Here is a 23,121-nt window from a genome sequence, read left to right as displayed (position 1 = left end):
GCCACGGGGCCCGGCGCACCGTCGGCCCGGCGGTCGGGACGGTACGGCCGTCCTGCCCTGCTCCGGCTGGGTCGGACTGCCCGACCCGGGGGCAGCCGACGAGCCGACCCCGACGGTTCCGTCCATGGCCGGCCGGGCTGCGGTACAGCAGCCGGGTCCGGGCGGTCCGGGCGGTCCGGGCGGTCCGGGCGGTCCGGGCGACATTCCGGTCACGCCCCACCAGCTACCGCCCGCGGTGGCCGACTTCGTGGGACGGGAACCGGAGCTGGCCCGGATCCGCCGTGCCGTCGACGCCCGAGCCGGGCGACCCGGTCCGGCCGTGGTCCTCGTCTCCGGCCTGTCCGGGATGGGCAAGACGGCGCTGGCGGTCCGGGCCGGATGGCAGCTCGGGGGCGATCATCCGGACGGCTGCCTGTACGCCGAGCTCACCGACCGCCGGGACGTACCGGTGGACCCGCACGAGGTGCTCGGTGCCTTCCTGCGGGCCCTCGGGGTGACCGACCGGTCGATCCCGGCCGACCGGACCGAGCGGTGTGCCCTCTACCGCTCGGTCGTCGCGGATCGTCGGCTGCTCGTGGTCCTCGACGGTGCCGCCGACGAGGAACAGGTCCGGAACCTGCTGCCCACCGCACCGGACTCGGCCGCGCTGATCACCGCCCGGCGCCCGCTCACCGGGCTGGACGGCGCCCACCTGATCGCGCTCGACGTACTGCCGGTCGGCCCGGCGGTCCGGCTGCTCACCGGGATGCTGCCCGAGCAGGTCGTCGACGACGTACCGGCCGCGCAGCGGGTGGCCCAGCTCTGCGACGGGCTGCCGCTGGCGATCCGGGTCACCGGAAGCCGACTCGCGACCCGGGTGGAACGCTCGCTGGCCCAGACCGCCGAAGGACTGGCCGACGGTACCCGCCGGCTCGACCGGCTCGCCGAGGGCACCCGCGACGTACGGCGTGGACTGGCCGACGCATACCAGCGGCTGGATCCGGTCGCGGCCACCCTGTTGCGCCGGCTGGGCTCGCTTCCGGTGGCCGAGTTTCCTGGGTGGCTCGCCATTCCGTTGCTGGACACCGATCGGAGCACCGCGGAACTCGCCCTTCAGGAGCTGGTGGACGCCGGGCTGGTCCGCCCCGGTCCGGCCGGCGCCGCCGGAACCGCGCGCTACCGGCTCCCCGAGCTGATCAGGCTGTACGCCCAGGAGCGGTCCGGCTCCGAGGATCCTCCGCCGCTCCGGGCCACGGCCTTCCGCAGCGCGTACTGGTGGCTGCTGGAGTTGACCCTGCGGGCCGACGAGCGGGTGCCCTGCCAGGTCTTCCCCGCCGGCGACCTCGGGCCGCCGGAGGGCTGTGGACCTCCCGTCGACCTGCTCCGCGCCGTCGACGACGATCCGGTCGGATGGCTCACCACCGAGCGGAACCTCGTGGCCGCCGCCGTGGCGCACGCGGCCACGCTGGGCGACACCGAACTCGCCTGGCGACTCGCCGTGGCGCCGACCAACTTCTTCCAGCTCCGTGGGCACGTCGGGGACTGGCAGCGGGCGCTCGACCACGCCGGTACGGCGCTCCGGGGTGCCTCGGCTCCGCGCCGCGCCGAGGCCGTGCTGGCGCTGAGTTCCGCGCTGCTCCTGCTGTCCCGGGCCAAGCCCAGCGCGGCGTGGTCGGCGGCCCGGACCGGGCGCCGGCTCTTCCGCGAACTCGGCGATCCGCAGCGGGTCGCGAGCTGCGCGACGGTGCAGTGGATGGCCGCCCGCCGGTTGAACCCGCTCGACCCGACGAAGCCGGTCGACCCGGTGGGCATCACCTCGAATCCCGTCCGGCGCACCGGCGACGACGACCGGACGCCGGCGTCGCGCGGAACAACCCGGCATGCCGGGATCGCGCGACGCGCGATCCCGGCACAACGCCCGGCCGGACAGCCCGGACAGGTCCCCGTACAGCCGTCAGTCCAGCGAACGCCAGAAGTCGTAGCGGTGGTCGCGGGCGAGGTCGGTCCGCCGGATCCCACCCGGTCCGGGGGCCAGTGACTGGACGTACCGGCCGTCGCCCCGGAAACGCGCCCAGTCGGGGCTGCCGGAACTGTTCGGGTTTCCGGTACGGGCGAACCGGGTCCAGTACCCGATCATCTGGTCGGCCAGTTGCCGCTGGTCGGCGCGGAGCGGCTCGGCGTACCCGACGTCGAACAGGTAGGGCAGGTCGGCGAGGTGGTACGCGCCGGGCGGAAAGCTCAGCACCGGTTCGGTACGGAACCACGGGGCCCGGACGTCGGCGAACTCGTACGCGTAGGTCGGCACGTGCCTCGCGAACTGGGCGTCGGCGTCGAGCGCCGGTCGGACGTACTCGTGATCGGTCATGATCGCGGCCAGTGCCTCGCTGGCGCTGCCGTAGCCGTCGCGCGGGTAGCGCGCGTTCACCCGACCCGCGAGGTCGCCGAAGAAGGCGTCGACCAGGTGCGGGTACTGCTCGTCGCCGAGCTCGCAGCGGCCGGTGCCCGGCCCGCCGGGGCAGTTCATACCGGAGCGTTCCATGCCCCACACCTGACCCCGGTACTCGTCGCGGGTGGTCCCGGTCAGCACCGGCACCCGGTGGAAGCGACCGGTGGCCAACGCCCGCGCCGGGTCGACCGGCAGGACCGTTCCACCCGCGGACGGGCCGGGATCATGCTCGGGACCGGGGTAGCCGGCAGCCGCGATCAGATCGGCGGCCGACCTCTCCCGGAGGCAGCCGGCGGTCCCGCGCGGATGTGTGTCGCACTCCAGTTTCGTGACCAGCGCCGTGGCCTGGCTCTCGGCGGCCTGCCGGGTCTGCAACGGGGTCGCGCAGGAGTTGCTCTGGATGATCGCCCGGTGGAACAGCCCGCCGGACGCCGGAGCCGCCAGGTGCGTGCAGACGCTGGTGGCCCCACCCGACTGGCCGAACAGGGTGACATTGCCGGGGTCACCACCGAACGCCGCCGCGTTGTCCCGAACCCAGCGGAGCGCCGCCTGCTGGTCCTCCAGGCCGAAGTTGCCCGACGTCTGCCGGCCCGGTCCGGCGTCCAGCGCCGGGTGGGCCAGGAACCCGAGCGGACCGAGCCGGTAGTTCACCGTGACGACGACGACGTCGCCCCGGGTGGCCAGCGACCGGCCACCGTAGACGTCACCCTGACCGAACAGGAAGTGTCCACCGTGCAGCCACACCATCACCGGCAGCCTCTGGCCCGGCCGCGCCGCCGGAGTGGTCACGTTGAGGTACAGGCAGTCCTCCGACTCGCTCGGCCGATCCATCGGCAGCCCACGCAACTGGGCGCAGGCCGGTCCCGGGCGGGTCGCGTCGCGGATGCCGGTCCACGGCGCGGCCGGCCGGGGAGTTCGCCAGCGCAGCTCGCCGAGCGGTGGCGCCGCGTAGGGAATGCCCTGGAACGACCGGTGGTCGCCGGGAACGCTTCCCCGGACCGCTCCGCGATCCGTCCGGACCACCGCCGGGTCGGATCGGGTCTGGCCCGCGTCGACCGGACCGGCGGCGGCACCGGTCAGCAGCACGGTCCCGGCGCCGATCGCGGCGGTCACCGCGACCGTGCCGGCGAGGGCGCGGCGCCAGGCCCGGGGTCGACGGCCGATCGACGCGGATCGGCGGGCCCGGATCGCCGCAATGGTGTATCGCACTGGTTCCTCCAGAAGTTCGACCGGCAGATGTACGCAGTACGCACCTCGTGCCGTACGACGTAGATTCACGTGCCGCTATCGTTGGCCTGGCGCCCATTTCTCGTCAACCGACGCGCGCAGTAGCACTAGTGCACTAGGTTTCGCAGCAGGCGGCCGACCTGCGGGATCGTCGAAGACCGTTCGACGAACGGCTATCCTCGGTGCGCCGGTGCCCTAGTGCGACAGTGCCCGTCCAACCCCGGAGGTGACCGTGACCCGCCCCGATCCGCCGTACCTGCGGATCGTCGCCGAGATCCGGCGACGAATCGGCGCCGGCGAACTCGGCGCGGGCGACCAGGTCCCGTCGACCCGGCAGATCATGCAGCAGTGGGGCGTCGCGATGGCGACCGCCAGCAAGGTGCTGACCGTGCTGCGCCACGAGGGGCTGGTCCGGGCCGAACCCGGCCGGGGCACGGTGGTGGTCGGCGGCCCGGAGCGACCACGCCCGGACCCGGCCGGGGCGTTGTCGACCCGTACCCCTCGGCGCCGTTCGACGGGCCGTACCGAGTCCGAGCTGACCCAGCCGCACGTCGTACGGGCGGCGATCGAGATCGCCGACACCGAGGGACTACCGGCGACGACCATGCGGCGCCTGGCGACGGAACTCCAGGTCGCCACGATGTCGCTGTACCGGCACGTCCGGGGCAAGGACCACCTGGTGGTCCTGATGGCCGATGCCGCGTTCGGCGAGGCGGAACTGCCCGATCCGGCCCCGTCCGGCTGGCGGGCCCAACTCGAGTACGTCTGCCGGCTGCAATGGTCGATCTACCGGCGGCATCCGTGGCTGTCCCAGGTCGTCTCGCTCACCCGCCCGCTGCTGGCCCCCAACGCGATGGCGCACACCGAGTGGACGATGCGGGCCGTCAGCGGCCGTGGCCTCGACCTCGGCACCGTGATCCACGTCGCCGCCACGACCGCCAACTACGTCCGGGGCACGGCGGTGAACCTGGAACGTGAGGCCGAGGCCGAGCAGGACACCGGCATCACCGACGACGAGTGGATGCGTACCCGAAGTGCGGCCGTCGCCGCCATGTTCAGCGCCGGCGCGTTTCCCCTGCTCGCCAGCAGCGCCAACCGGCCCGACGTCGATCTGAACCTCGACAGCCTCTTCGAGTTCGGGCTCCAGCGCCTGCTCGACGGCATGGCGCCGCTGTTCCGGCCGTAAGCCGTGACCGGAACGCGGTCAGCAGCGACAGGTCGGGCCGCCGGGACACGCGGTCCTGCGGTGGGCGAGCGCGGTTCCCGGCAACGCGATCAGCGGCACCCCGCTTCCGGACGCCGCGATTCCAGGCACCCCGCTTCCGGACGCCGCGATTCCAGGCAGCCCGCTTCCGGTGCCGGTGCCCGGTCCCCGTGGCGTGCCGCGCCGGGGCAGGTCTGCGCCGCGCGCCAAACCAAGATCGGGGTCGCGGCGTGGCGTGACATCCGGATCGGGATGGAACAGGCGCGGGCCGCCGTCACGCAGCCGGAGCAGGAACGCCAACTGCCCAGCCAGGCCGGTACCGAATCCACTGTCGATCCGACGATCCGAGTCGTCGGGCAGCAGCGCGACGCCGTCACGGTAGACCCGGAGCGCCCAGAGCCGCACCGCGAGCGCCTCGGCCCAGCGGGCGTACCGCCCGTCACCCGTGGCGCGGGCGAGATCGAGCAGGAAGTCTCCGTCGCCGGGCAGCCCGTGCCAGTACGTCGTACCGGAGGTCCACCGCGCCCGCATCACCGCCCTGGCCGCGGCCACCGAGGCGGCCAGATAGCGCGCCTCACCGGTCCGGACGTACAGCCGGCACAGGAAGGTGCCGACTCCGGCGGAACCGTCGTACCAGTGTGCCCGGGTGTCCGAGGCCGTCGGCGTACTCGGCCACAGCGCGGCGTCACCGACGTACCGGGCGGCGTCGAGGAGCGTGTCGGCGCACCGGACGGCGGCGGCGGTCAGATCCCGGCGCCCCAGCAGGTGCCCCGCCGAGAGCAGGAACGCGCCGATGCCCGCGGTGCCGTGCGCGAAGCCGTACGAGCGGTGGCCGGCGAGCGCGGAGTCGAACGACGGGTCGACGGTCCAGACCATCGGGCCGGACCGGTCGACCGTGTCGAGCAGGTGCCCGGCCGCCGCCGTGAGCCGGTCCCGCAGGGCCGGCAGGTAGGTGTGCTGCCACAGGTGCAGCAGGCAGGTGCCGAGCCCGGCGACGCCCTGGCTCATACCCGGATCGGGCCATACCACCGGTAACCGCAGCGCCAGCTCGACCGCCCGGTCCACCAGGTACGGTCGGCCGAGCAGCCGGCCGGCATCGCAGAGCGCCCAGGCGGCTCCGGCGGAACCGGCATACAGGCCGGGGAGCCGGTGCGGCTCCTGGTCCAGGTGGTGCGTGAGCCGGTCCAACAGGGCGTCGAGCACCCGACCGGCCCGCAACACCGTTCCGGGTTCGGACATCCGGCCGGGCGGTGAGATCGGGTCGGCCGGGTCGGCCTTCACGATCGGCGATCCGCCGCTGACCAGCCGGGTCAGTACCGAGATCGGCCCGGCGATGCCGTGCCGCACCGTGCACGGCTCGATGCCTCGACCGGAACCGCTGCTCACCGACCCGCGCCCGGTCGACCGGGTGCCACGGTCCCGGTCGCCGTCGACGGCGAGCCGGGCGATCAGGCCGCCGACCAGGTCCCGCCAGCTCTCCTCCGGCAAGGTCGGCAGCTCCGCGTCGGCGTCGACACCGCCGGCGGTACCACGCCGCTGCGGATCCGTCGGTGCCGCCTCGCAGAGCGCGATGACCTCGTCCAGCCCGATCCGGTCGGCCGGGGAATTCCGGAGCAGGCCGGTGACGACCCGGCGCAGAGCGGTCGGTATCGGACGTCCGCCGAGCGACGGCTCGACCAGGGTGTTGACCCGCTCCTCCAGCGACCGCCTCCGGGGCGGGCCCGCCGACCGGACCGAGGTGGTCCGGCCGACCAGGTGCAGTGCCAGCATGCCCAGGCCGAACAGGTCCGCCGCGCCGTCCGGCGGCGCCCCCCGGACCTGCTCCGGTGCGACGAACCCGAGGACGTCGGGGCCGTCGAGGTCGAGGCAGGCCCAGTCGTCCGGCCCTCCGGTACGCAGCGCGGCCATCCCCAGGTCGACCAACCGGAGTTCCCCGTCCGGCAGCAGCAGCACGGTGTCGGGGGTGAGCTTCCGGAGCACCACACCGACGGAGTGCACCGTCCGGACGAGCCGGGCCAACCGGCCCAGCACCCCGAGCAGGGCCGCGACGTCCAGTCCGCCCGGCCCCGCCTCGGGGAAGTCCCGCAGACCGAGCCGCAGTGGCTTTCCCGGCAGCAGTTCCTCGACCAGGAACCGGTGGTCCCCCTGCACGAACTCGCGCAGCGGCCGGGGGGCGACGCCGAGCGGTCCCAGGTGCCGCAACACCCGCGCCTCGTGCCCGAGCAGATCGCGGACGTCCCTGCCCCGGGCATCCGTACCCACGTGGGGCCGCGCCTCCTTGATCAGCACCTCGACCCCGGTACGCAGGTCACGCGCCCGGTAGACGCCGCCCTTGTTGGCCTGCCGGATCGCGGTGGTCACCGCGTACCGGCCACCGATCAGCACTCCGGTCGGCCCGGCCGGGTCGACGGGTCCCGACATCCCCGTCGACCCGGCCGGGCCGATGGGGCCGATCGGCCCCGTTCCCATCGCCTGCATCGACGCGACCGACCACCTCGACCCGGTCCCACCCGCCGGTCGGTCCGGCCCGGCCACGGCCGGTGCCCGCCACTCCGGCGACGAGTCGAAGGGCATCTCCACCCACGGCGGTGGTCGGAAGGCCGCCTCGCAGCGGTCCTCGACCAGGCTGCCGAACGGACCGACGACGCAGCGACGGCGTCCACCGTCGTTGTCGAGTACGTCGACACCGGTGAACGCGCCGTACCGGTAGTGCACCACGCCGCCCGCCCGGTACGGCTGGTCGGAGAGGATCGCCGGGCCGACCATGCCCACCGTCGCCTCGTCGAGCCGCTTCGCGAGTTCCCGGAACAGCTCGTCCGTCGCCGGATAGGCGGTGAGAAACTTTCCTCCGCCGAACCGGGGCGCCCACGGCCCGTTGACAGCGGCGAGCCCCGGCAGGGTGGCGACGTACTCGAAGGCGGTGCCGGTCTCGACCAGCGGCGGCGCGCAGGCCGCCAGCACCTCCGGCGCGGAGAGTACGGTCGCCGAGACGTGCAGCTTCCAGCCCTGTACGCGGTTCACCGGCGTCGCCGGGACGACCACGTCCCGCCCGTCCCGCCGGTGCACGGTCCAGCCGGTCAGGCTGATCCGGGCCAGCAGCTCGGTGACCAGCCCGCCCGGCTCGGTCAGCCCGGCCCAGCGTCCGGCACCGGCGTCGTCCGCGCCGAACACCTGCCCGCCGAACCGTGCGGCCCGGCCGAACTTCCGGCCCTCGGTGGCCGACGACTCGGTCGTCATGCGTCTCCCCATCTGCCGGTTGCCGAGATGCCGGCCGTGGTGAGTGGCGGCTGGCACCGTCGACGAGCCTGCCAACCGGCGGCATCGAGGCGGTATCGAGGCGGTATCGAGCACCGGTCGACCGGTGTCGCGGGCCGGCCGCCGGTTTTTCCCGAGTCTGCCGGGACACCGGTCCCGGGCCCGCGGGACGTCGGACGGGACATGATGCGTTGCCGACGGGGCATCCCGTACGCCGTTGAATCCCGGGCCTAGGCTGCGGGAGGAGAACCGTCGCCCACCCGCGCGCAATACCGTCGAATATGGATATGAGGGGAGTGTCATGACCGCAAAACCGACCCGTCCGGCCCGACCCACGGACATCGCGCCGATCGTCATCGCCAGCGACAACAGCTTCGCCCACGCGTACGGAAGCGTGGCCGAGATGCTGAACGAGAAGGACATCGGCGCCAAGTCCCAGGGCGCCCTGGAGTTCTTCGACCTCGCGGGTCGCCGACTCGCGCCGGTGCTCAGCGACAGCTGGGAGCTGGAGGGGCTGGTTCCCACCCTCGACGACCCGGACCCCGATCTGGTCCAGGCTCGGTTGCAGGCCGTGATCCAGCACGTCCGCGACTACATCCGGCGGAACCCCGAGGTGGTCGCGGACTCCGGCCTGTCGGTCGAGGCGGCGCTGGAAGCCCTGCCGGAGATCGGCGGCGGCACGCTGGCAGAGGACGCCGCGCAGTTCCCGGGCGGCGAGCCGCTGGGGGGCGGCATCAAGCTCATGACGCAGGGCGGATGGTTCCACAACTCCCTGCACGCCGCCGGTTGGACCCACTAGAAAAACTCGATTGGGGCAGGGGTCGAAGGGGTGACGTCCACCGAAAGCACGAGACGGTGGCCCGTTGGACGGGTCAGCGCACTGGTCGGGGCAGCGGCAGTGGTCGCGCTCGTGGTCACCGGGCAGCTCCTCAACGCCGGCGGCACGACGGTCCAACTGACCGGAGAGATCGCGGTGATCGCGATCGCCTTTACCACGATGGGCGCGTTGGTCCTGGTCGGAATACCTGGACACCTCGTGGGTCGGCTCATGCTCGCCGCCGGGGGGGCGGCGAGCATGGCCGTGCTCGCGGAGAGCTGGGGCAACCTGCTGCCAATGGCCTGGCTGAGTCAGTGGGCCTGGTGGCCACCGTACGGACTGATCTTCCTGGCCCTGCTGGTGTTTCCGGACGGGCGACTGCCGTCCCCGCGATGGCGGCCGGTCGCCGTGCTGATCGGCTGCGGCACGGTCATCGCCGCGCTCGCCTACGCGCTCGCCGCCCTGGACGACCCGCACAGCCTGATCAGCGTCGCCGGGGCGGCTCCCACCCAGCGGGCCCGGACGCTCGTACTCGTCGCGCTCCTGGCGATCGCGGCGACCCTGGCGGGGCTGCTCGGGACGTTCGTATCGCTGGTGCTGCGCTGGCGCCGGGCGGACGGCGAGACCCGGGCCCAGCTGGCCTGCCTGCTGGCGTCCGCGGTCCTGCTACTGCTCGGACTCGTGCTGGAGGCCATCGACCTGCCCGGAGCCTGGGTAATCATGGCTGTGGCGCTGCCGGCGGGGATGGCCATCGCGGTGCTGCGCTACCGGCTGTACGGGCTGGACCAGGTGATCAACCGGACCATCGTCTGGCTGGTGATGAGCCTGCTGGTGATCGCCGGGTTCGTCGGGCTGATCACGCTGCTGCGTGACCTGCTGATGGCGGGCAACACCTCGAACGCGTCGCTGGTCGCGACCGGGCTGATCGCGGTCGCCTTCGAACCGGTGCGCGGTCGGGTCCAGCGTGGAGTCAACCGCCTCCTCTACGGCGACCGGGACGACCCGTACCAGGTGATGGCGCGGCTCGGCGACCTGCTCGGTCGTACGGTCGAGCCGAACGCGGTGCTGCCGCTGTTGACGGGGACCATCGCGCGCTCCCTGAAGGTGCCGCACGTCTCGGTCGAGGTCGAGGGGCGGGACGGGCCCAGGGTCCTCGCCGCGCACGGTAGCGCGAACACGACCGTCGAGTCGTTCGACATGGTCACCCGGGGGGAACGGGTCGGCCGCCTGATCGTCGCGAACCGCAGCGCGGCCAGCCGGTTCACTCCGGTCGAGCGGCGGCTGCTGAAGGACCTGGCGCTGCACGCGGCGGTGGCGGCCGACGCCGTCCGGCTCATCCACGACCTGCAGGACTCCCGCGAGCGGCTGATCACCGCTCGGGAGGAGGAGCGGCGACGGCTGCGCCGTGACCTGCACGACGGGCTGGGGCCGACGCTCGCCGGCATGGCGATGCAGGTACGCGCCGCGCAGAAGCTCGTCGCCGAACAGCCCCGGACCGGTCGAATCCTCGACGCGCTCGCGGCGGACCTCCAGACCTGCACCGCCGAGGTACGCCAGCTCGTCGACCAGCTCCGGCCGCCGGCCCTGGACCGGGGACTCGCGGCGGCGCTGCGCAACGAGTGCGGCCGATTCGAGAGTTCGACGCTGTCGGTCCGGTTGCAGGTCGAGGGGAACCTTCAGGGGTTGCCGGCGGCGATCGAGGTGGCCGCGTACCGGATCGTCGCGGAGGCGCTGACCAACGTGACCCGGCACTCCCAGGCCAGCACCTGCTGGGTGAACGTGGACCGGGACCGGGCGCTGACGGTGGAGGTCGTCGACGACGGTGTCGGGTTGGGCCCACGCCGGCCGGGCGGTGTCGGCCTCGACTCCATGCGGGAACGGGCGACGGAGCTCGGCGGCGAATTCGACATCACCGCGCGAACCCCGCACGGCACGTCGATCCGGGTCCGGCTGCCGTTTCAGCCGGCAATCACCGACCGGCCGGCCGCCGACCCGGTACCCAACGTCCGAGCCACTATCGATTGTCCGACCCCCAACCTCCCGGCCGCCGATGCCCTGACCATCGTCCGGACGGACACCGGCGACGGGTCCGATACGGTGCACGATCGCGCCGACGGGTGTTGGGGAACTGCCCATCGTTCCGTAGCCGAGCCGACACCGGATGTGCCGGAACCGCGCGGCGCGGAATCTCAGCCCGCCGCCGCCGGCCAGGCCAACGGCGTTATCGGCCAGACTCCGGACAGCGACGCGGGCCGGCTCGGGTAGCCCGCTACGCTGAACCGCGATGGCTGAGCCGGCGTCGTGGATGGACCGACGCCGACGCCGGTTCCGCCCCAGGACGCGGCGGTGCGTGCAGAGGCGGGCGACGAGCATGGTGCACGGTGGACGGATTCTCATCGTCGACGACCACCCGGTCGTGCGCCGGGGCCTGCGGACGATGCTCGAGGGCGAGTCGTGGGTGAGCGACGTGTTCGAGGCGGCGACCACCGCCGAGGCGCTCACCTCCGCCGTCACCAACCGGGTGCAGGTGATAGCGATGGACGTGTCGCTGCCGGACGGTGACGGGGTCGACGCCACCCAGCGGATCATGCAGTCCTGCCCGGACGTCAAGGTCCTGATGCTGACGATGGCCAACGACGAGGAAATCGTGGCCCGCGCCCTGCGTGCGGGCGCCCGGGGATACGTGCTCAAGGACACCGACCCGGACGCGGTGATCGACGCCCTGCGTACCGTCGCCCAGGGCGGTGTCGTGCTGGGGCCGGGGATCGGGACGTCGGTGCTCACCACGCTGCAACGCGGCCCGGCCGAGCTGCCCGCCCCGTTCAACCAGCTCACGTCGCGGGAGCGGGACATCCTCGGTCGCCTCGCCCTGGGTGACACCAATGCCCGGATCGCCCGACACTTCGGGCTCAGCGAGAAGACGGTACGCAACCAGCTCTCCGCGATCTTCGCGAAGCTCGGCGTCGCGGACCGGGTACAGGCGGCCCTGCTCGCCCGGGACGTCGGGCTCGGCGCCTGACAGCGCGCAGGACGTACCCGGCTCACCGGAAGTTCAGGTCGAACTCGGCGACGAGTGGATAGTGGTCGGACGCGGACTCCGCCGCGCCGCCGGTGACGACCCGGCACGGCCCGGCCAGCCGGGCGAGCGGCGGGGTGGCGAGCAGATAGTCGAGTCGCATTCCGGAGAACTCCGCCCCACCGCCTCCGGTGGTCGGCACGGTGTCCCGGGCCTGGAGACCCGGACGCCGGAACAGGTCGACGAAGCCGGCCCGGTCGAGTGCGGCGATCGTACGGGTGTCCACCGTCGCCCCGTCCGGCAGCAGGTGCCGGCTCCGGTACTCGGGACGCAGCCGCCCGATCCGCTCGTCGTGCCCGGTCCACGGGTCGAGTGAGTTCAGGTCGCCCATCAGCAGGACGAGACGGTCCGGCAGCGGTCCGGTCTCCGGCCCGGCCCGACGCGCTCCAGCGATCAGCCAGCCGGCCTCGCGCAGCCGGCGTCGACCGGAGTACGGATTCAGATGCGTACCGAGCACGGTCAACGGTCCCCGGTCCGTGTCGATCACCACCCGCTGGGCGCCGTGGTGGAACGGACGACGTACCGGTCCCGCCCAGAGGACCCGGCCGGGCGGCCGGACCAGCACCGCCACTGGTTGCCCGAGCCATCCGCCGGCCAGGTACGGCCGCATCCCGAGCCGCCGCGCGACCGAGTCGAGCCGGCTGCGGTTCCGGCGGAGGCCGCGAAGCTCCTGCAACGCCAGCACGTCCGGCCGCTGCTCGGCGACGACCTCGACAATCCGGCCGAGGCGGCTCGGATCGGTGCCGTCGAGGCCACCGTTCCTGATGTTGTACGTCATCATCCGCAAACCGGCGCCCGCCCCCTTCCGGCCCGTCCGGCTCCGGCCTCCGGGCTCAGTCGGACCGGGCGGCACGGGCGAGTTCGTCGTCGAGCTGTCCCAACCCGGCCGGGGTGTCCGGCGAGGTCCGCTCCGGCGACTCGTCTACCTCCGTCTGCTCCTTCCGACCGCTGCCCGTCCCCCGCCCGGGTGCGCCCGCCCGCAACTCCTCGTTCGGGCGTACGACCAGCCAGAGGACGCCGATCCAGGCGGCCGTCAGCAGCAGGGCGCCGGCGAAGTCACTCGGATGGTGCATCCCCCGGTACATCCGGGAGGCCGCCACGGCGAGCGGCATGACGATCGCGGCGACGACGGTCAGCCACCGCCACCACCGGTCGGTACGCGGCATCACCAGCAGCGCGATCGCCACCCAGAGGCACATGGTGGCCGCGATGTGCCCGGACGGGAAGGACGCGGTCGGCAGCGGGCCGTCCAGGTGCGGCACCGCGGGACGCGGCCGGTCCACCGCGCGGGCGGAGGCGAGAAAGAGGGTGAGTTCGCCGAACATCGTCAACGCGAGGAACAGCACCGGCCGCCAGCGCCGCCAGAACGCCAGCGCGAGCGGGCAGAAGACCAGGGAGATGAGCAGAATGGCGTGGGTGTCACCGGCCTTGCTCGCCCAGTAGCTGGCGTCATTGAGCGCCTCGGTCCGGTGCGCGGCGAACCACTGCGGCACCACGTGGTCGAGCGAGTCGACAAAGGTGTCGGCGGCGTAGTAGCTGACCAGCATGCCGAAGGCGTACAGGACGCCGAAGACCAGTACCCAGCCGGTGAGCACCTCGGCGACGGCGGCCCGGGGGTGCGGCAGGACGTGTTCCTCGGCCGGCGCGGGTGCGATCTCCCGTCCCGCCTCCGGCTCCAGCCCCTCCCCCAGCGGTCGGACCGGCCGGCCGCGCTCGCGGCGCCACAGCCGGAAGGCGTACGCGGTCACACCGAGCCAGGCCAGGCCGAGCAGCCAGCCGGCGAGGACGTCCGAGAGGTAGTGCACGCCGAGCGCGACCCGGGTCAGGCCGACCGCCAGCACCACCACGGCCACGATGCCGATCGCCGCTCGGCGCCATCTCGGCTGCATCGCCGGCAGGAAGACCAGCAGCAGCGCACCGTAGGCGACGATCGATCCGAGGGCGTGCCCGCTCGGGAAGCTGTTGCCCGGAGCGGAGGCCACCGGGATGTCGACCACCGGACGCAGCCGGCCGACCAGCGCCTTCAGCGAGGGGTCGAGCATCAGCGCCCCGGCCCCGGTGACGATCAGGTAGAAGGCGAGCCGGCCCTGCCGCCGGATCAGCAGGCCCACCACCGCGATGGTGACCAGCCAGATCGTGATCGGCCGGCCGCCCAGCGAGCTGACCGCCCGGAGTACGGTCACCATCGCGTCGTACGGCGAGACCAGATCGTTGAACCACGCGGCCGTCTCGTGGTCGGCCTGGTACAGCGGGTCCCAGTGGAACCGCACCAGCATCAGCAGGATGCCGAACCCGACGCCGGTTCCGGCGATGACGGCGAATCCGGCCAGGCTCCGCTCGGCAAAGTGCCCGAGGGGCCGTCGCAACACTCCACCGACCTTGGTCACGCCAGAACTCCCTTCTCGGGTCTGGCCTGCCCGGTACCCGCCGCGCGGACTCGGTACACCCGTCAGCCGCCGTGGGGCTCCCCGCTCCCGCCGGTCCCGACCGCGTCCGGCAGCCGGTTCCCCCTGCTGCGGGGTGCGGGCACCGCCGCGCCGAGGACGCCGTCGGGATCGATGTCGGCCATGTCCTGGTCCGCCTGGTCCGGCTCCCAGCGGTCCGGCTCGGCGGGCTCGTGTTCGCCGAGCCGCAGCGCCTCCAACTGGGCGGCGAAGGCCAGGCCCCCGAAGAGCGCGATCCCGGTCAGGTTGGCCCAGAGCAGCAGCGCCATCATCCCGGTCAGCGCGCCGTAGGTGGCGCCGAACGCGTCGCTGTAGCTGACATAGCCGGCGAGCAGGACGCTGGCGAGCCACCACGACGCGGTGGTGAAGCCGGCCCCGAACAACAGCCAGGAGAGCCCCGGCTGGCGGCGACGCGGCGCGTGCCGGAACAGCACCGCTACCGCGACGATGGTCAGCCCGAGACTGAGCGGCCAGCGCAGAATGTCCCAGGCGAGTTCGATCTGCGGGCCCCACCAGTCGTAGTGCGTCCGGACCGAGTCGCCGAGCGCGCCGCCACCGACCAGGATGAAGAATCCGGCCAGCGCCGGCGCCCCGGCGAAGAGGGCCAGCACGGCGGCGCGGAAGTACTTCCACAGCGCCGGACGGTCCCGCTCCACCCCGTAGATCCGGTTCGCCCCCCGCTCGACCTGGGCCATCGTCGTGGTCAGCGCGACGAACCCGGTGAGCAGACCGAGCGCCAGTGCCAGTTCGCCGGCATCCTCGGTCTGCTCCGAGTCGACGAGCAGGTCCTTGACGACGGCGTCGCTCGCACCCGGGGTCAGCGCGATGACGGTGTCGGCGACCACCAGGCCGCCCTCGTCCACGCCGAGGTCACTGATCAGGCCGGAGAGGGCGATCAGGAACGGCACCACGGCGAGGCAGAGTTGGAGGGCGAGGGCCCGGGAGTGGCTGAACGCGTCGCCGTACCGGAACCGGATGAAGGCGTCGCGGATGAGGTGCCAGCCGCCGTGGCGGCGCAGGGCGTGCCAGGCATCGTCGGCGGAGAGCTCCTCGTCCGCCATCAGCCGGGTCTCCGGAACCAGTTTGGTGCTACTCACCGTGCCCTACCTCGCCTCGCCCCTCCTCCACGCGGCGTTCGCCTCGTTCGGCCGCCGCCTCGGCGTCCACCGCCAGGTCCGGTTCGGTCGCCGGCTGCGGTACGCAGAGCCAGAGCGCGGCGGGGCGTACCGTCACCCGCAGGGCACGGCCGGGGGAGATGACGTCGCCGTCCAGCTCACGCGGTTGCGCCCGGTTGCTGGTGATCGTGACGCGCCGGCCGCGCAGCACCTCCATCCGGGGCACCCGGTCGCGGCGCCGGACCACCGCCCAGCCGAGCGACAGCCAGTGGTTGAGCGTCCGTGGGGTGAGCACCGCGACGTCCAGGAGGCCGTCGTCCGGTTCGGCGTCGGCCAGTAGTCGTACCCCGCCCTGTAGCCGCCCGACGTTGGCGACCAGAACGGTCCGGGCCCGGCGCCGGAGCGGCGGCTGGTTGTCGATCCGGATCGACACCCTCATCGGCCGGTCCCGCAGGTGTCGCATCGCCCCGACGATGTACGCGGGCCAGCCGACCCGGGCCTTGGTGGTCTCCGAGGTGGCGGCGAGCATCTGCGCGTCGAAGCCCATCCCGGCCATCACCGCGAAGATCTGGTCCTCGCAGACGCCGACGTCGATCTGTCGCCGGCCCCGTTCGAGCGCCACCTCGAGGCCGGCGGCGAGATCGTTCGACAGTCCCAGGTTGGCGGCGAGCAGGTTGCCGGTGCCCGACGGCAGGATGGCCATCGCGACCTCGGTGCCGGCCAGGGCGCCGACGCAGGACATCACGGTGCCGTCGCCGCCGCAGACGAAGACGACCTCGGCCCCGGCCTCGATGGCCTGCCGTGCCTGGCCCTGCCCCGGGTCCTCGGCGGTCGTGGTGTACCACGCCGGTTCCGGCCAACCCGCCGCGGTCAGCGTGTCGGTCACGGTCCGGCGTAGTCCGTCGATGTCGGTCTGCTTGACCGGGTTGACCACCACGGCGGACCGTGGTCCGTCGGGCCCGGTCGCCGCATCGCGGGTGCTCTCCTGTTGCCGCTTCACGGCCGCCAGTGTGCAGCAGCTTGGCGCCGTCAGCGACCCGGAGCAGCGTGACGTACCGCGCACGGTGCGGTATCGGCGGCGGCCGGACCCGCCGCGGCCGCTACAGTTCGGCACATGATCGATCCCCCGCTCGCCCACGAGGAACTGGTAACCACCGACGGTGAGCGGGCGGTGTGGGAGGCGTTCCTCGACTGCCAGCGCCGGGAACTCGTGGAGAAGATCACTGGAGTGTCGGACGAGGATGCCCGGCGCCGGCTCGTGCCGTCGCTGACCACGCTCGGCGGGTTGCTCAAGCACCTGTCCGTGGTCGAGCGGACCTGGTTCCAGCGTCGGATTGCGCAGCGCGATCCGGCCGACATCGCCGGTTCGGTGGAGGGTGGCGACCCGAGCTGGACGCTCGGCCCGGACGACACGGTCAAGGGCCTGCTCACCGAGTACGCGCAGGCGTGCGCGGAGTCGCGGCGGGTGGCCGCCGGCTTCGCCCTCGACCACGCGGTGCCGCACGCTCGGCTGGGCCTGGTCTCGCTGCGATGGATCTACGCCCACATGATCGAGGAGACCGCCCGGCACGCGGGGCACGCCGACATCCTCCGCGAACAGTTGGAGCAGGGCCGGTCGACCGACTGAACGTGGGCGTACCGCCTGGTCGGGCCGGGCCCGTCGGGGTACCGCCCGCTGGCCCGGGGCGCCCCGGGCCGGCGTACCGGTTCAGGCGGCCTGGTCGAGGGAGCTGATCGTCCGGCGGCGCAGCTCGGTGAGGTCCAGTCCGGCGTCGGTGAGGACGAGCGCGGCCAGTCCCTTGCCCTCCCGGATCAGCCCGAGCAGGATGTGCTCGGCCCCGATCTGCCGGTGCCTGAGGTGGACCGCCTCCCGTAGGGCCAGTTCCAGCACCTTCTTGGCCCGGGGCGAGAACGGGCTGGAGAGTTCCCATCCACTGAAGAGGCCGCGCCGGTTACGTCGGGGCGGTGGCGGCTCCAGCGCTCCGACCCCGAACGACTCCTCGACCTTGGAACGCACCGCGTCCAGGTCGATGCCGATCGACCGCAGCGCCTCCGCGTCCCGGTCGCCGAGTTCCTCCGTGTCCCGGCCGACCTTTCGGTCGATCTCCGCGATCACCCGCTCCGGGTCGACGCCGGCCTGCCGCAGCAGGCCCGCGACGGAGCTCTTCTCCTCGTCGAGCAGCGCGAGCAGCAGGTGCTCGGTGCCGACGCTGCGGTGCCCCCACCGGTCGCGCTCCTGCACGGCTCCCCGGACCACGTCGCGTGCCTGCACCGTGAACCGTTCGAACATCATGAACCTCCCTGGGTACGCCCCACCGGGCGTCCGGCGTGCTTCTTGTGTACGCCCTGCTTGCTGACTTCCAGCACGTCGGCGATCTCCTGCCAGGACCAGCCCTGGCGCCGGGCGTTGTCGACCTGGACGTCCTCCAGGCGTTCCAACAACCGACGCAGGGCCACCACCGCACGCAGCCCGACCCTCGGGTCGGTGCTGCCGGCCGCCGCCGCCAGATCCGTTGCCTGACTCATGCTGTCAACTATGGTTGACAACCCCGCACTTGTCAACTCTGGTTGACAGGAGGTGCCGGGCGTCAGTGCGATCGCTGTGGGTTCTCAACAAAGTTGATCCGCCCGACTGCGCGCCGGGAAAATCGTGTGACGAGCTCGTTGACGCTTCCACTCGCAGCTGCATGCTCATGCCGATGGGCGTGTGTGGCGGATTCGGCCGCCACACACCCGGTTATCGCATTTCGATGATGACCTTTCCGAACGGGCTGGCCGATTCGTAGTGCCGGAACGCCGTGCCGGCTTCCTCGAACGGGAACGCTCGGTCGGTGACGGGCCGAAGCTGGTGCGCGGTGATGATCTCGTTCAGCTTGGTGAACTGGGCGTGACTTCCGACTGCCGGCGCCCGGACCGTCGCGGCGACACCGAACAGCAGGCGAGGGTCGAGTGGTGGCCATTCACCGGAGAGGGACCCTACGAACGCGACGTGCCCGTTGATGGCAAGCGACTTCAGTGACTGCTCCAGTGTTCCGGCAGTGTCGACGACCCGGTCGACCCCTCGCCCGTAGGTGATGTCGCGGACCGCGTTGTGCCAGTCGGGAACGGCGCGATGGTTGACGACCTCGTCAGCGCCCAGGTCACGAAGGCGCTGCTCCTTTTCCGTCTGGCCGGTCGTGGCGATCACTTTCGCGCCGAGAAGCTTGGCCAGTTGTACCGCGAACAGTGATACGCCGCCCGAGCCGGTGGTCAGCACCGTGTGCCCGGGCTGGGTCCCAGGACCGTCCCCGGTCAGCGCGTTCCACGCGGTGACCGCAGCGCACGGCAGCGTCGCGGCTTCGGCGTAGGAGAGGTGTTCGGGGACCGGGACGAGGGCTTGCTCCGGCAGGACGGCGAGTTCGGTGAGCATGCCGTCGAGGGAGCCACCCAGTTGTGACAGGTGTTGCGGTTTCAGGGGGCCATCCAGCCATTGCGGGAACAGCGCGGCGGTGACCCGGTCACCCGGTCGCACCCGCTGGACACCTGGCCCCACGGCGATGACCTGCCCGGCACCGTCGGAGACGGGGATGACGTCCGGTTTGACCGGCAGCACGTACTGCCCCCGCAGCACCAGCAGATCGCGGAAGCTGAGCGAGACGGCGTGGACCGCGACTGCGACCTCGCCGATACCTGGCGTTCGCGGTTCGTGGGTACGCAGCTTCAGGCCATCGATGCCGTCGCCGCTGTTGACATGGTAGCTGCGCACGGACGAGGGGAGGATCGCAGTCATCGCGGTCAGCCCTCGATGAACTGGTAGTCGCTGGCGATGCGCCCGTCCGCGCCGAGCACAAGGATCTCCAGCCCGACACGGGTCACGTCGCCACCGTCGCGCGGCACCATCTCCAAGACGAGACGATCGAACCCCAGGCCATCGCGGCGACGTTCCGGGTCGGGTTCGCTCCACACCGCGACGTAGCGGTCGGTGAGGGTTTTCGGGTCGATGCCAGGCAATGCTGATCCTTCGGTCGTGGATGATCGTTGCGACCACGACTGTTCTGCGCCGGACGTGCTGCGACAATTCCCCGGAGGGAATCGCCAACCGGCGCGGCACCCGGTACACAGGAAGAATGGTCACCGAATCCGCGAGCGGCGGACTCGCGGCTGCGTTGCGCACGTGGCGCACCTGACGACGCGTCAGCCAACTCGAACCGGCGGTCCGGGCCGGCACCACGCAACGGCACCTCAGCTTCACCGGACGACCCCGGGCTGGCACCGGTCCGAACCGCCCTCGAACGCGTCCTGCACGGCCACCTGCCGTACCCGGCCGTGATCGTCGACCGGCACGGCGACGTCATCTCCGCCAACGCCGGCTTCCGCATGATCACCTGCAGGAGTGGACCCACACCTGCTCACCCCGCGATCCGCGCGGACACCCTCCGCTCGGCACATCGCAATACCAACGCCACTTCACCTTCGCTGAGAACCCACAATCGCTTCTGATTTCTCTCTGAAACCAGATTCCTAGGCTGTCGTACACAGGGCGGCATCGATCGACGGCCACGTCGGGTATCGGCCGCCCGTCGAACGAGCTTTGGGAGGCTTCGATGTTGCGATCGACCTTCGGCGTCGCTCGGCTGGCGCTCGGGCTGGTCACCGCGCTGACGCTGGCGCTGATCGGCAGCCAGCCGGCTGCTGCGGCCGGTACCACCACATCGGCGGCGACCTGGCAGCTGACGAACATCGGACAGCGCGTCTGCATTCCGGCCGGCGAGTCCTGGTTCACGTATTTCTGGATCACGATCGACGGGACGTGGTCGACGCCCATCGAGGTCGGCGCGCGGGACCTGCCCGCCGGTACGACCACGAGCCTGCCGCACGTGCCGATCCCACCCGGATCCAGCGACGGTCACATCGCGCTCAATCTGATCGCGATGACCCTGCCGCCGCTGCCGTTCGGGGTGTACCGGCCGGAACTGACGGCGTCGGACGGCACACGGACGCAGAGCGTCCCGGTCACGATCCAGGTACAGGAGACCTGGGGCTGCGCCTGGAACTGAGCGACACGCGCGGAAACCTCGCCCGCCCCGGATGGCGAGGGTTCCGCGTCAAGAAGATCGGAACTGCCGCGACAGGCGCGGGCAACCGTCCCCGGTACGCCGGCATTCCCACGGCATGGTTACGCGGGGGTACCGGTGGACGGTGGTCGCAGTACGGTGGGGCCAGTTCGCGGCCGTCCTGGTGGGCCGGCTTGGAGTATCCTTCCGGCGCACAAGATCAGGTTCAGTGAGAAGGCGACCTCCTGGCCCTTCTCACTGAACCTGATCCACCACTGACTCAGGCTCCGCCCGGGTACGGCGCGGCGGTCCGGGCGGCCCGCAGGGCGGTCGCCCACCAGGCGAGCTGCTCCAGGAGGGTCTTGGCGTAGCCGGCCGCCTCGGCGTTCAGCGGCGCACCGTCCTGCCAGGCGGTGAAGTAGTTCGGAAAGGCGAGCCCGTCCCGAATGGTCACCGCGTGCAGTTCGGTGAACACGTTCTCGAGGTGAAGTACCGCGTGTCGACCGCCGGCCGCACCCCCGTAGCTGACGAATGCGACCGGCTTGGCGGTCCACTGGGTGAAGTGCCAGTCGATGAGCGCCTTCAACGAGGCGGGATAACTGTGGTTGTACTCGGGGGTGACGATGATGAAGGCGTCCGCCTCGGCCAGTTTCGTGGTGACGCCCCGCATGCCCTCGGGCCGGGGGTATTCGTCACCCGCGAACTTCGGCGACGCGGCAGGCAGCGACAACGGAATGTCGACATCCGCCAGATCGAGGACGTCAACGTCGAAACCGCCGTGCGCCCGGGCGTGGTCCGCCACCCATCCGGCGACAACCGGCCCGAACCTGCCCTCGCGGACGCTGCCGACGACCACCACGAGCTTGCTCTTGTCATTCATGCCGTAAACGGTCCGTCGTCGACGGCTGCTCAACCAGACCGGGCGCAGGCTGGCCCCCACAGGGCCACCCTGCACCCGGTCCGGTCGCCTGATCGGGTCGTAGGCTCAGAGCATGGGTACGCCGTTGGGGACCTTCGTCCGGGCCAAGCGCGACAGCCTCCGGCCGGAGGACCTGGGGCTTCCGGCACTCGAGCGACGGCGCGCACCGGGGCTACGGCGTTCCGAGCTGGCCACCCGAGCCGGGATCAGTGTCGAATACCTCACCAGGATCGAGCAGGGCCGCGACCGCAACCCGTCCGACTCCATCCTCAGGGCTCTCGCCGACGCGCTCAGCCTCGATCCGGCCGAACGCACCCATCTGCGCTACCTCGCCAAGATCAGCGGCGGTACGTGTGCCGGCCGCGAGCGGCCGGCACCGCCCGATCGGACCGTACGGCCGGCTGTCCGACGGATCCTCGAACTCCTCGAGCCCGGCATCGGCTTCGTCACCAACCGGCTGGGCGACGTGCTCGCCCACACCGACGGTTTCGCGGCGGTCATGCGCGACACCGGACTGCTGGACGCCGAGGAGCCCAACCTCACCAGGTACGTCTTCACGCACCCGGGGTCCAGGAGCATATTCGCCCACTGGGACCAGGTGGCGGACGAGCAGGTCTTCAACCTGTGGCTCGGACCCTCGACCGAGACCTTCGAATGGTTCACGGCCGACTTCGCGCCCGCCGCCGGCGCCGAGTTCACCCGGCGACTGCACCGCCACCTCCCCCCGCCCCGGGTGCCGCTCACGATCAACCACCCGCGCGCGAACCGGCTGCAGTGGGAACGGGAAACACTCGAACTGCCCACCCCTGATGCCCAACAGCTGGTCGTCTGGCTACCCGCCGACGAGGCGACCGCCGTGGCGGTCGAGCGGCTACGTCACCGCCCGCAGCGCAGCACACTCCGCGCGGTCTGACCCGGCCGCCGCCCCGGATCAGCCTTCCGGAGAACCCACGATCGCGGCCCGGAAGGCCACCGCCCGCAACCGCAGGGAGTCCAGATCGCCGCCCCGGGGGGCGCTTCCGAGCAGCGGTTCCGCCACGCCGACCGCGATCGCGCCGGCCGAGAAATAGTCCGGGATCGACTCGATGTCCACCCCGCCGACCGGCACGAACGGCACGTCCGGGAACGGCTCCCGGAGCGCACGCAGGTACGCCGGCCCGCCCAGCGAGGCGGGAAACACCTTCACGGCGGCGGCGCCGGCCAGGCTGGCCGCGACGACCTCGGTCGGCGTCAGGGCGCCCACCAGAGCGGGAATGCCGAGCCGGACCGACTCGGCGACCGCCGGCACCAGTCCGGGCGTCACGACGAACGACGCGCCCGCCTGCTCCGCCTGCACCACGTCCGCCTCGGTGAACACCATCCCGGCACCGAGTGGTGCGTCCGGCCCCAACTCGGCGCGGGCCCGTACCAGCACCCCGGCCTCGTCCTTGGAGGTCACCGCCACCTCGATCAACGCGATCCCCGCCTCGGCGAGCACCAGTACGCTGTCCAGGGCGGCCTCCGGGTCGTCGCCCCGTACGACGGCCAGCAACCGATGCCGTCGCAGCATCTCGGGCAGGTTCACCGCCTCATCCTCGCAGCCCGGTCGGGTCGTCGCGGCGGCATC

At 72.0% G+C, this 23,121-nt stretch carries 21 protein-coding genes; 9 read left to right on the top strand and 12 right to left on the bottom strand.

The features are described 5' to 3' along the window. Positions 1-2,017: NB-ARC domain-containing protein (locus I0C86_RS28710; protein WP_196204425.1), on the top strand; the 2,017-nt coding region annotated here is incomplete at its 5' end. On the opposite strand, the gene I0C86_RS28705 is transcribed toward I0C86_RS28710, so the two are convergent. Then, entirely contained in the window at positions 1,934-3,634 is a 1,701-nt protein-coding gene (locus I0C86_RS28705; protein WP_323373893.1) for a carboxylesterase/lipase family protein, read from the bottom strand. The two genes, I0C86_RS28710 and I0C86_RS28705, sit on opposite strands and share 84 nt — an antisense overlap. Before the next feature lie 250 nt (positions 3,635-3,884). Between I0C86_RS28705 and I0C86_RS28700 the strand changes: the two genes are divergently transcribed. Beyond that, entirely contained in the window at positions 3,885-4,838 is a 954-nt protein-coding gene (locus I0C86_RS28700) for a TetR/AcrR family transcriptional regulator C-terminal domain-containing protein (RefSeq protein ID WP_196204424.1), read from the top strand. An 18-nt stretch (positions 4,839-4,856) separates the two neighbouring features. Here I0C86_RS28700 and lanL read toward each other — a convergent pair whose 3' ends face one another. Continuing rightward, complete coding sequence (gene lanL, locus I0C86_RS28695; protein ID WP_196204423.1) at positions 4,857-8,093, bottom strand: class IV lanthionine synthetase LanL; 3,237 nt, start codon at positions 8,091-8,093, stop codon at positions 4,857-4,859. A gap of 319 nt (positions 8,094-8,412) precedes the next feature. Here lanL and I0C86_RS28690 point away from each other — a divergent pair, with 319 nt between their 5' ends. The 3 genes from I0C86_RS28690 (at position 8,413) to I0C86_RS28680 (ending at position 11,947) form a co-directional block, all read left to right on the top strand. After that, positions 8,413-8,910, top strand: a complete 498-nt coding sequence (locus tag I0C86_RS28690; RefSeq protein ID WP_196204422.1) for a hypothetical protein — start codon at positions 8,413-8,415, stop codon at positions 8,908-8,910. A gap of 30 nt (positions 8,911-8,940) precedes the next feature. Beyond that, the gene (locus I0C86_RS28685) at positions 8,941-11,193 is read left to right on the top strand and encodes a sensor histidine kinase (RefSeq protein ID WP_323373892.1); all 2,253 of its coding nucleotides are present in this window, start codon (positions 8,941-8,943) and stop codon (positions 11,191-11,193) included. Between the two features lie 85 nt (positions 11,194-11,278). Next, a complete protein-coding gene (locus tag I0C86_RS28680; RefSeq protein ID WP_323373891.1) occupies positions 11,279-11,947 on the top strand; it encodes a response regulator transcription factor in 669 nt (222 codons plus the stop codon). A gap of 22 nt (positions 11,948-11,969) precedes the next feature. On the opposite strand, the gene I0C86_RS28675 is transcribed toward I0C86_RS28680, so the two are convergent. The 4 genes from I0C86_RS28675 to I0C86_RS28660 form a co-directional block, all read right to left on the bottom strand. Next, positions 11,970-12,785, bottom strand: a complete 816-nt coding sequence (locus I0C86_RS28675) for an endonuclease/exonuclease/phosphatase family protein (protein WP_196204420.1) — start codon at positions 12,783-12,785, stop codon at positions 11,970-11,972. 52 nt (positions 12,786-12,837) lie between these two features. Next, positions 12,838-14,391, bottom strand: a complete 1,554-nt coding sequence (locus I0C86_RS28670; protein ID WP_323373890.1) for a phosphatase PAP2 family protein — start codon at positions 14,389-14,391, stop codon at positions 12,838-12,840. Between the two features lie 62 nt (positions 14,392-14,453). Further along, entirely contained in the window at positions 14,454-15,545 is a 1,092-nt protein-coding gene (locus I0C86_RS28665) for a YihY/virulence factor BrkB family protein (RefSeq protein WP_196204419.1), read from the bottom strand. Beyond that, on the bottom strand, positions 15,538-16,563 hold the full coding sequence (locus tag I0C86_RS28660) for a diacylglycerol/lipid kinase family protein (protein WP_323373889.1): 1,026 nt from the start codon (positions 16,561-16,563) through the stop codon (positions 15,538-15,540). The genes I0C86_RS28665 and I0C86_RS28660 overlap by 8 nt, the downstream gene beginning before the upstream one ends. A gap of 114 nt (positions 16,564-16,677) precedes the next feature. Here I0C86_RS28660 and I0C86_RS28655 point away from each other — a divergent pair, with 114 nt between their 5' ends. Next, the gene (locus I0C86_RS28655; RefSeq protein WP_196204418.1) at positions 16,678-17,190 is read left to right on the top strand and encodes a DinB family protein; all 513 of its coding nucleotides are present in this window, start codon (positions 16,678-16,680) and stop codon (positions 17,188-17,190) included. 81 nt (positions 17,191-17,271) lie between these two features. Here the strand turns inward: I0C86_RS28655 and I0C86_RS28650 are convergent, their stop codons facing one another. From I0C86_RS28650 to I0C86_RS28635, 4 genes are all read right to left on the bottom strand, one after another. Beyond that, entirely contained in the window at positions 17,272-17,856 is a 585-nt protein-coding gene (locus I0C86_RS28650) for a Clp protease N-terminal domain-containing protein (RefSeq protein WP_407676364.1), read from the bottom strand. Then, complete coding sequence (locus tag I0C86_RS28645; RefSeq protein WP_196204417.1) at positions 17,853-18,089, bottom strand: helix-turn-helix domain-containing protein; 237 nt, start codon at positions 18,087-18,089, stop codon at positions 17,853-17,855. The genes I0C86_RS28650 and I0C86_RS28645 overlap by 4 nt, the downstream gene beginning before the upstream one ends. 211 nt (positions 18,090-18,300) lie before the next feature. Beyond that, positions 18,301-19,308 carry a zinc-dependent alcohol dehydrogenase family protein gene (locus I0C86_RS28640; protein ID WP_196204416.1) on the bottom strand — a complete coding sequence of 336 codons (1,008 nt, stop codon included), beginning with the start codon at positions 19,306-19,308 and terminating at the stop codon, positions 18,301-18,303. 29 nt (positions 19,309-19,337) lie between these two features. Beyond that, the gene (locus I0C86_RS28635; protein WP_196204415.1) at positions 19,338-19,553 is read right to left on the bottom strand and encodes a hypothetical protein; all 216 of its coding nucleotides are present in this window, start codon (positions 19,551-19,553) and stop codon (positions 19,338-19,340) included. A gap of 315 nt (positions 19,554-19,868) precedes the next feature. Here I0C86_RS28635 and I0C86_RS45600 point away from each other — a divergent pair, with 315 nt between their 5' ends. Both I0C86_RS45600 and I0C86_RS28625 read left to right on the top strand, forming a co-directional pair. Then, positions 19,869-20,042 (top strand): hypothetical protein, encoded by a 174-nt coding sequence (locus I0C86_RS45600; RefSeq protein WP_407676363.1) that lies wholly within the window; start codon positions 19,869-19,871, stop codon positions 20,040-20,042. 104 nt (positions 20,043-20,146) lie between these two features. Continuing rightward, entirely contained in the window at positions 20,147-20,599 is a 453-nt protein-coding gene (locus I0C86_RS28625) for a DUF5980 family protein (protein WP_196204414.1), read from the top strand. Between the two features lie 277 nt (positions 20,600-20,876). Here the strand turns inward: I0C86_RS28625 and I0C86_RS28620 are convergent, their stop codons facing one another. Then, complete coding sequence (locus I0C86_RS28620) at positions 20,877-21,476, bottom strand: NADPH-dependent FMN reductase (RefSeq protein ID WP_196204413.1); 600 nt, start codon at positions 21,474-21,476, stop codon at positions 20,877-20,879. A 112-nt stretch (positions 21,477-21,588) separates the two neighbouring features. Here I0C86_RS28620 and I0C86_RS28615 point away from each other — a divergent pair, with 112 nt between their 5' ends. Further along, the gene (locus I0C86_RS28615) at positions 21,589-22,428 is read left to right on the top strand and encodes a helix-turn-helix domain-containing protein (RefSeq protein ID WP_196204412.1); all 840 of its coding nucleotides are present in this window, start codon (positions 21,589-21,591) and stop codon (positions 22,426-22,428) included. A gap of 18 nt (positions 22,429-22,446) precedes the next feature. Here I0C86_RS28615 and I0C86_RS28610 read toward each other — a convergent pair whose 3' ends face one another. After that, positions 22,447-23,079 (bottom strand): bifunctional 4-hydroxy-2-oxoglutarate aldolase/2-dehydro-3-deoxy-phosphogluconate aldolase, encoded by a 633-nt coding sequence (locus I0C86_RS28610; protein WP_196204411.1) that lies wholly within the window; start codon positions 23,077-23,079, stop codon positions 22,447-22,449. Between the last annotated feature and the right edge of the window lie 42 nt (positions 23,080-23,121).

Origin of the sequence: Plantactinospora alkalitolerans (assembly GCF_015690345.1) — a bacterium.
Classification (GTDB): Bacteria; Actinomycetota; Actinomycetes; order Mycobacteriales; family Micromonosporaceae; genus Plantactinospora; species Plantactinospora alkalitolerans.
This window is presented reverse-complemented; position numbering and strand designations above follow the sequence as displayed.

What these genes read in the sequence shown, in the direction of transcription:
- I0C86_RS28620 (WP_196204413.1), bottom strand. Translation starts at nt 21,476, where the DNA reads ATGAATGACAAGAGCAAGCTCGTGGTGGTCGTCGGCAGCGTCCGCGAG.
- I0C86_RS28615 (WP_196204412.1), top strand. Translation starts at nt 21,589, where the DNA reads ATGGGTACGCCGTTGGGGACCTTCGTCCGGGCCAAGCGCGACAGCCTC.
- I0C86_RS28655 (WP_196204418.1), top strand. Translation starts at nt 16,678, where the DNA reads ATGATCGATCCCCCGCTCGCCCACGAGGAACTGGTAACCACCGACGGT.
- I0C86_RS28650 (WP_407676364.1), bottom strand. Translation starts at nt 17,856, where the DNA reads ATGATGTTCGAACGGTTCACGGTGCAGGCACGCGACGTGGTCCGGGGA.
- I0C86_RS28675 (WP_196204420.1), bottom strand. Translation starts at nt 12,785, where the DNA reads ATGATGACGTACAACATCAGGAACGGTGGCCTCGACGGCACCGATCCG.
- I0C86_RS28690 (WP_196204422.1), top strand. Translation starts at nt 8,413, where the DNA reads ATGACCGCAAAACCGACCCGTCCGGCCCGACCCACGGACATCGCGCCG.
- I0C86_RS28625 (WP_196204414.1), top strand. Translation starts at nt 20,147, where the DNA reads ATGTTGCGATCGACCTTCGGCGTCGCTCGGCTGGCGCTCGGGCTGGTC.
- I0C86_RS28645 (WP_196204417.1), bottom strand. Translation starts at nt 18,089, where the DNA reads ATGAGTCAGGCAACGGATCTGGCGGCGGCGGCCGGCAGCACCGACCCG.
- lanL (WP_196204423.1), bottom strand. Translation starts at nt 8,093, where the DNA reads ATGACGACCGAGTCGTCGGCCACCGAGGGCCGGAAGTTCGGCCGGGCC.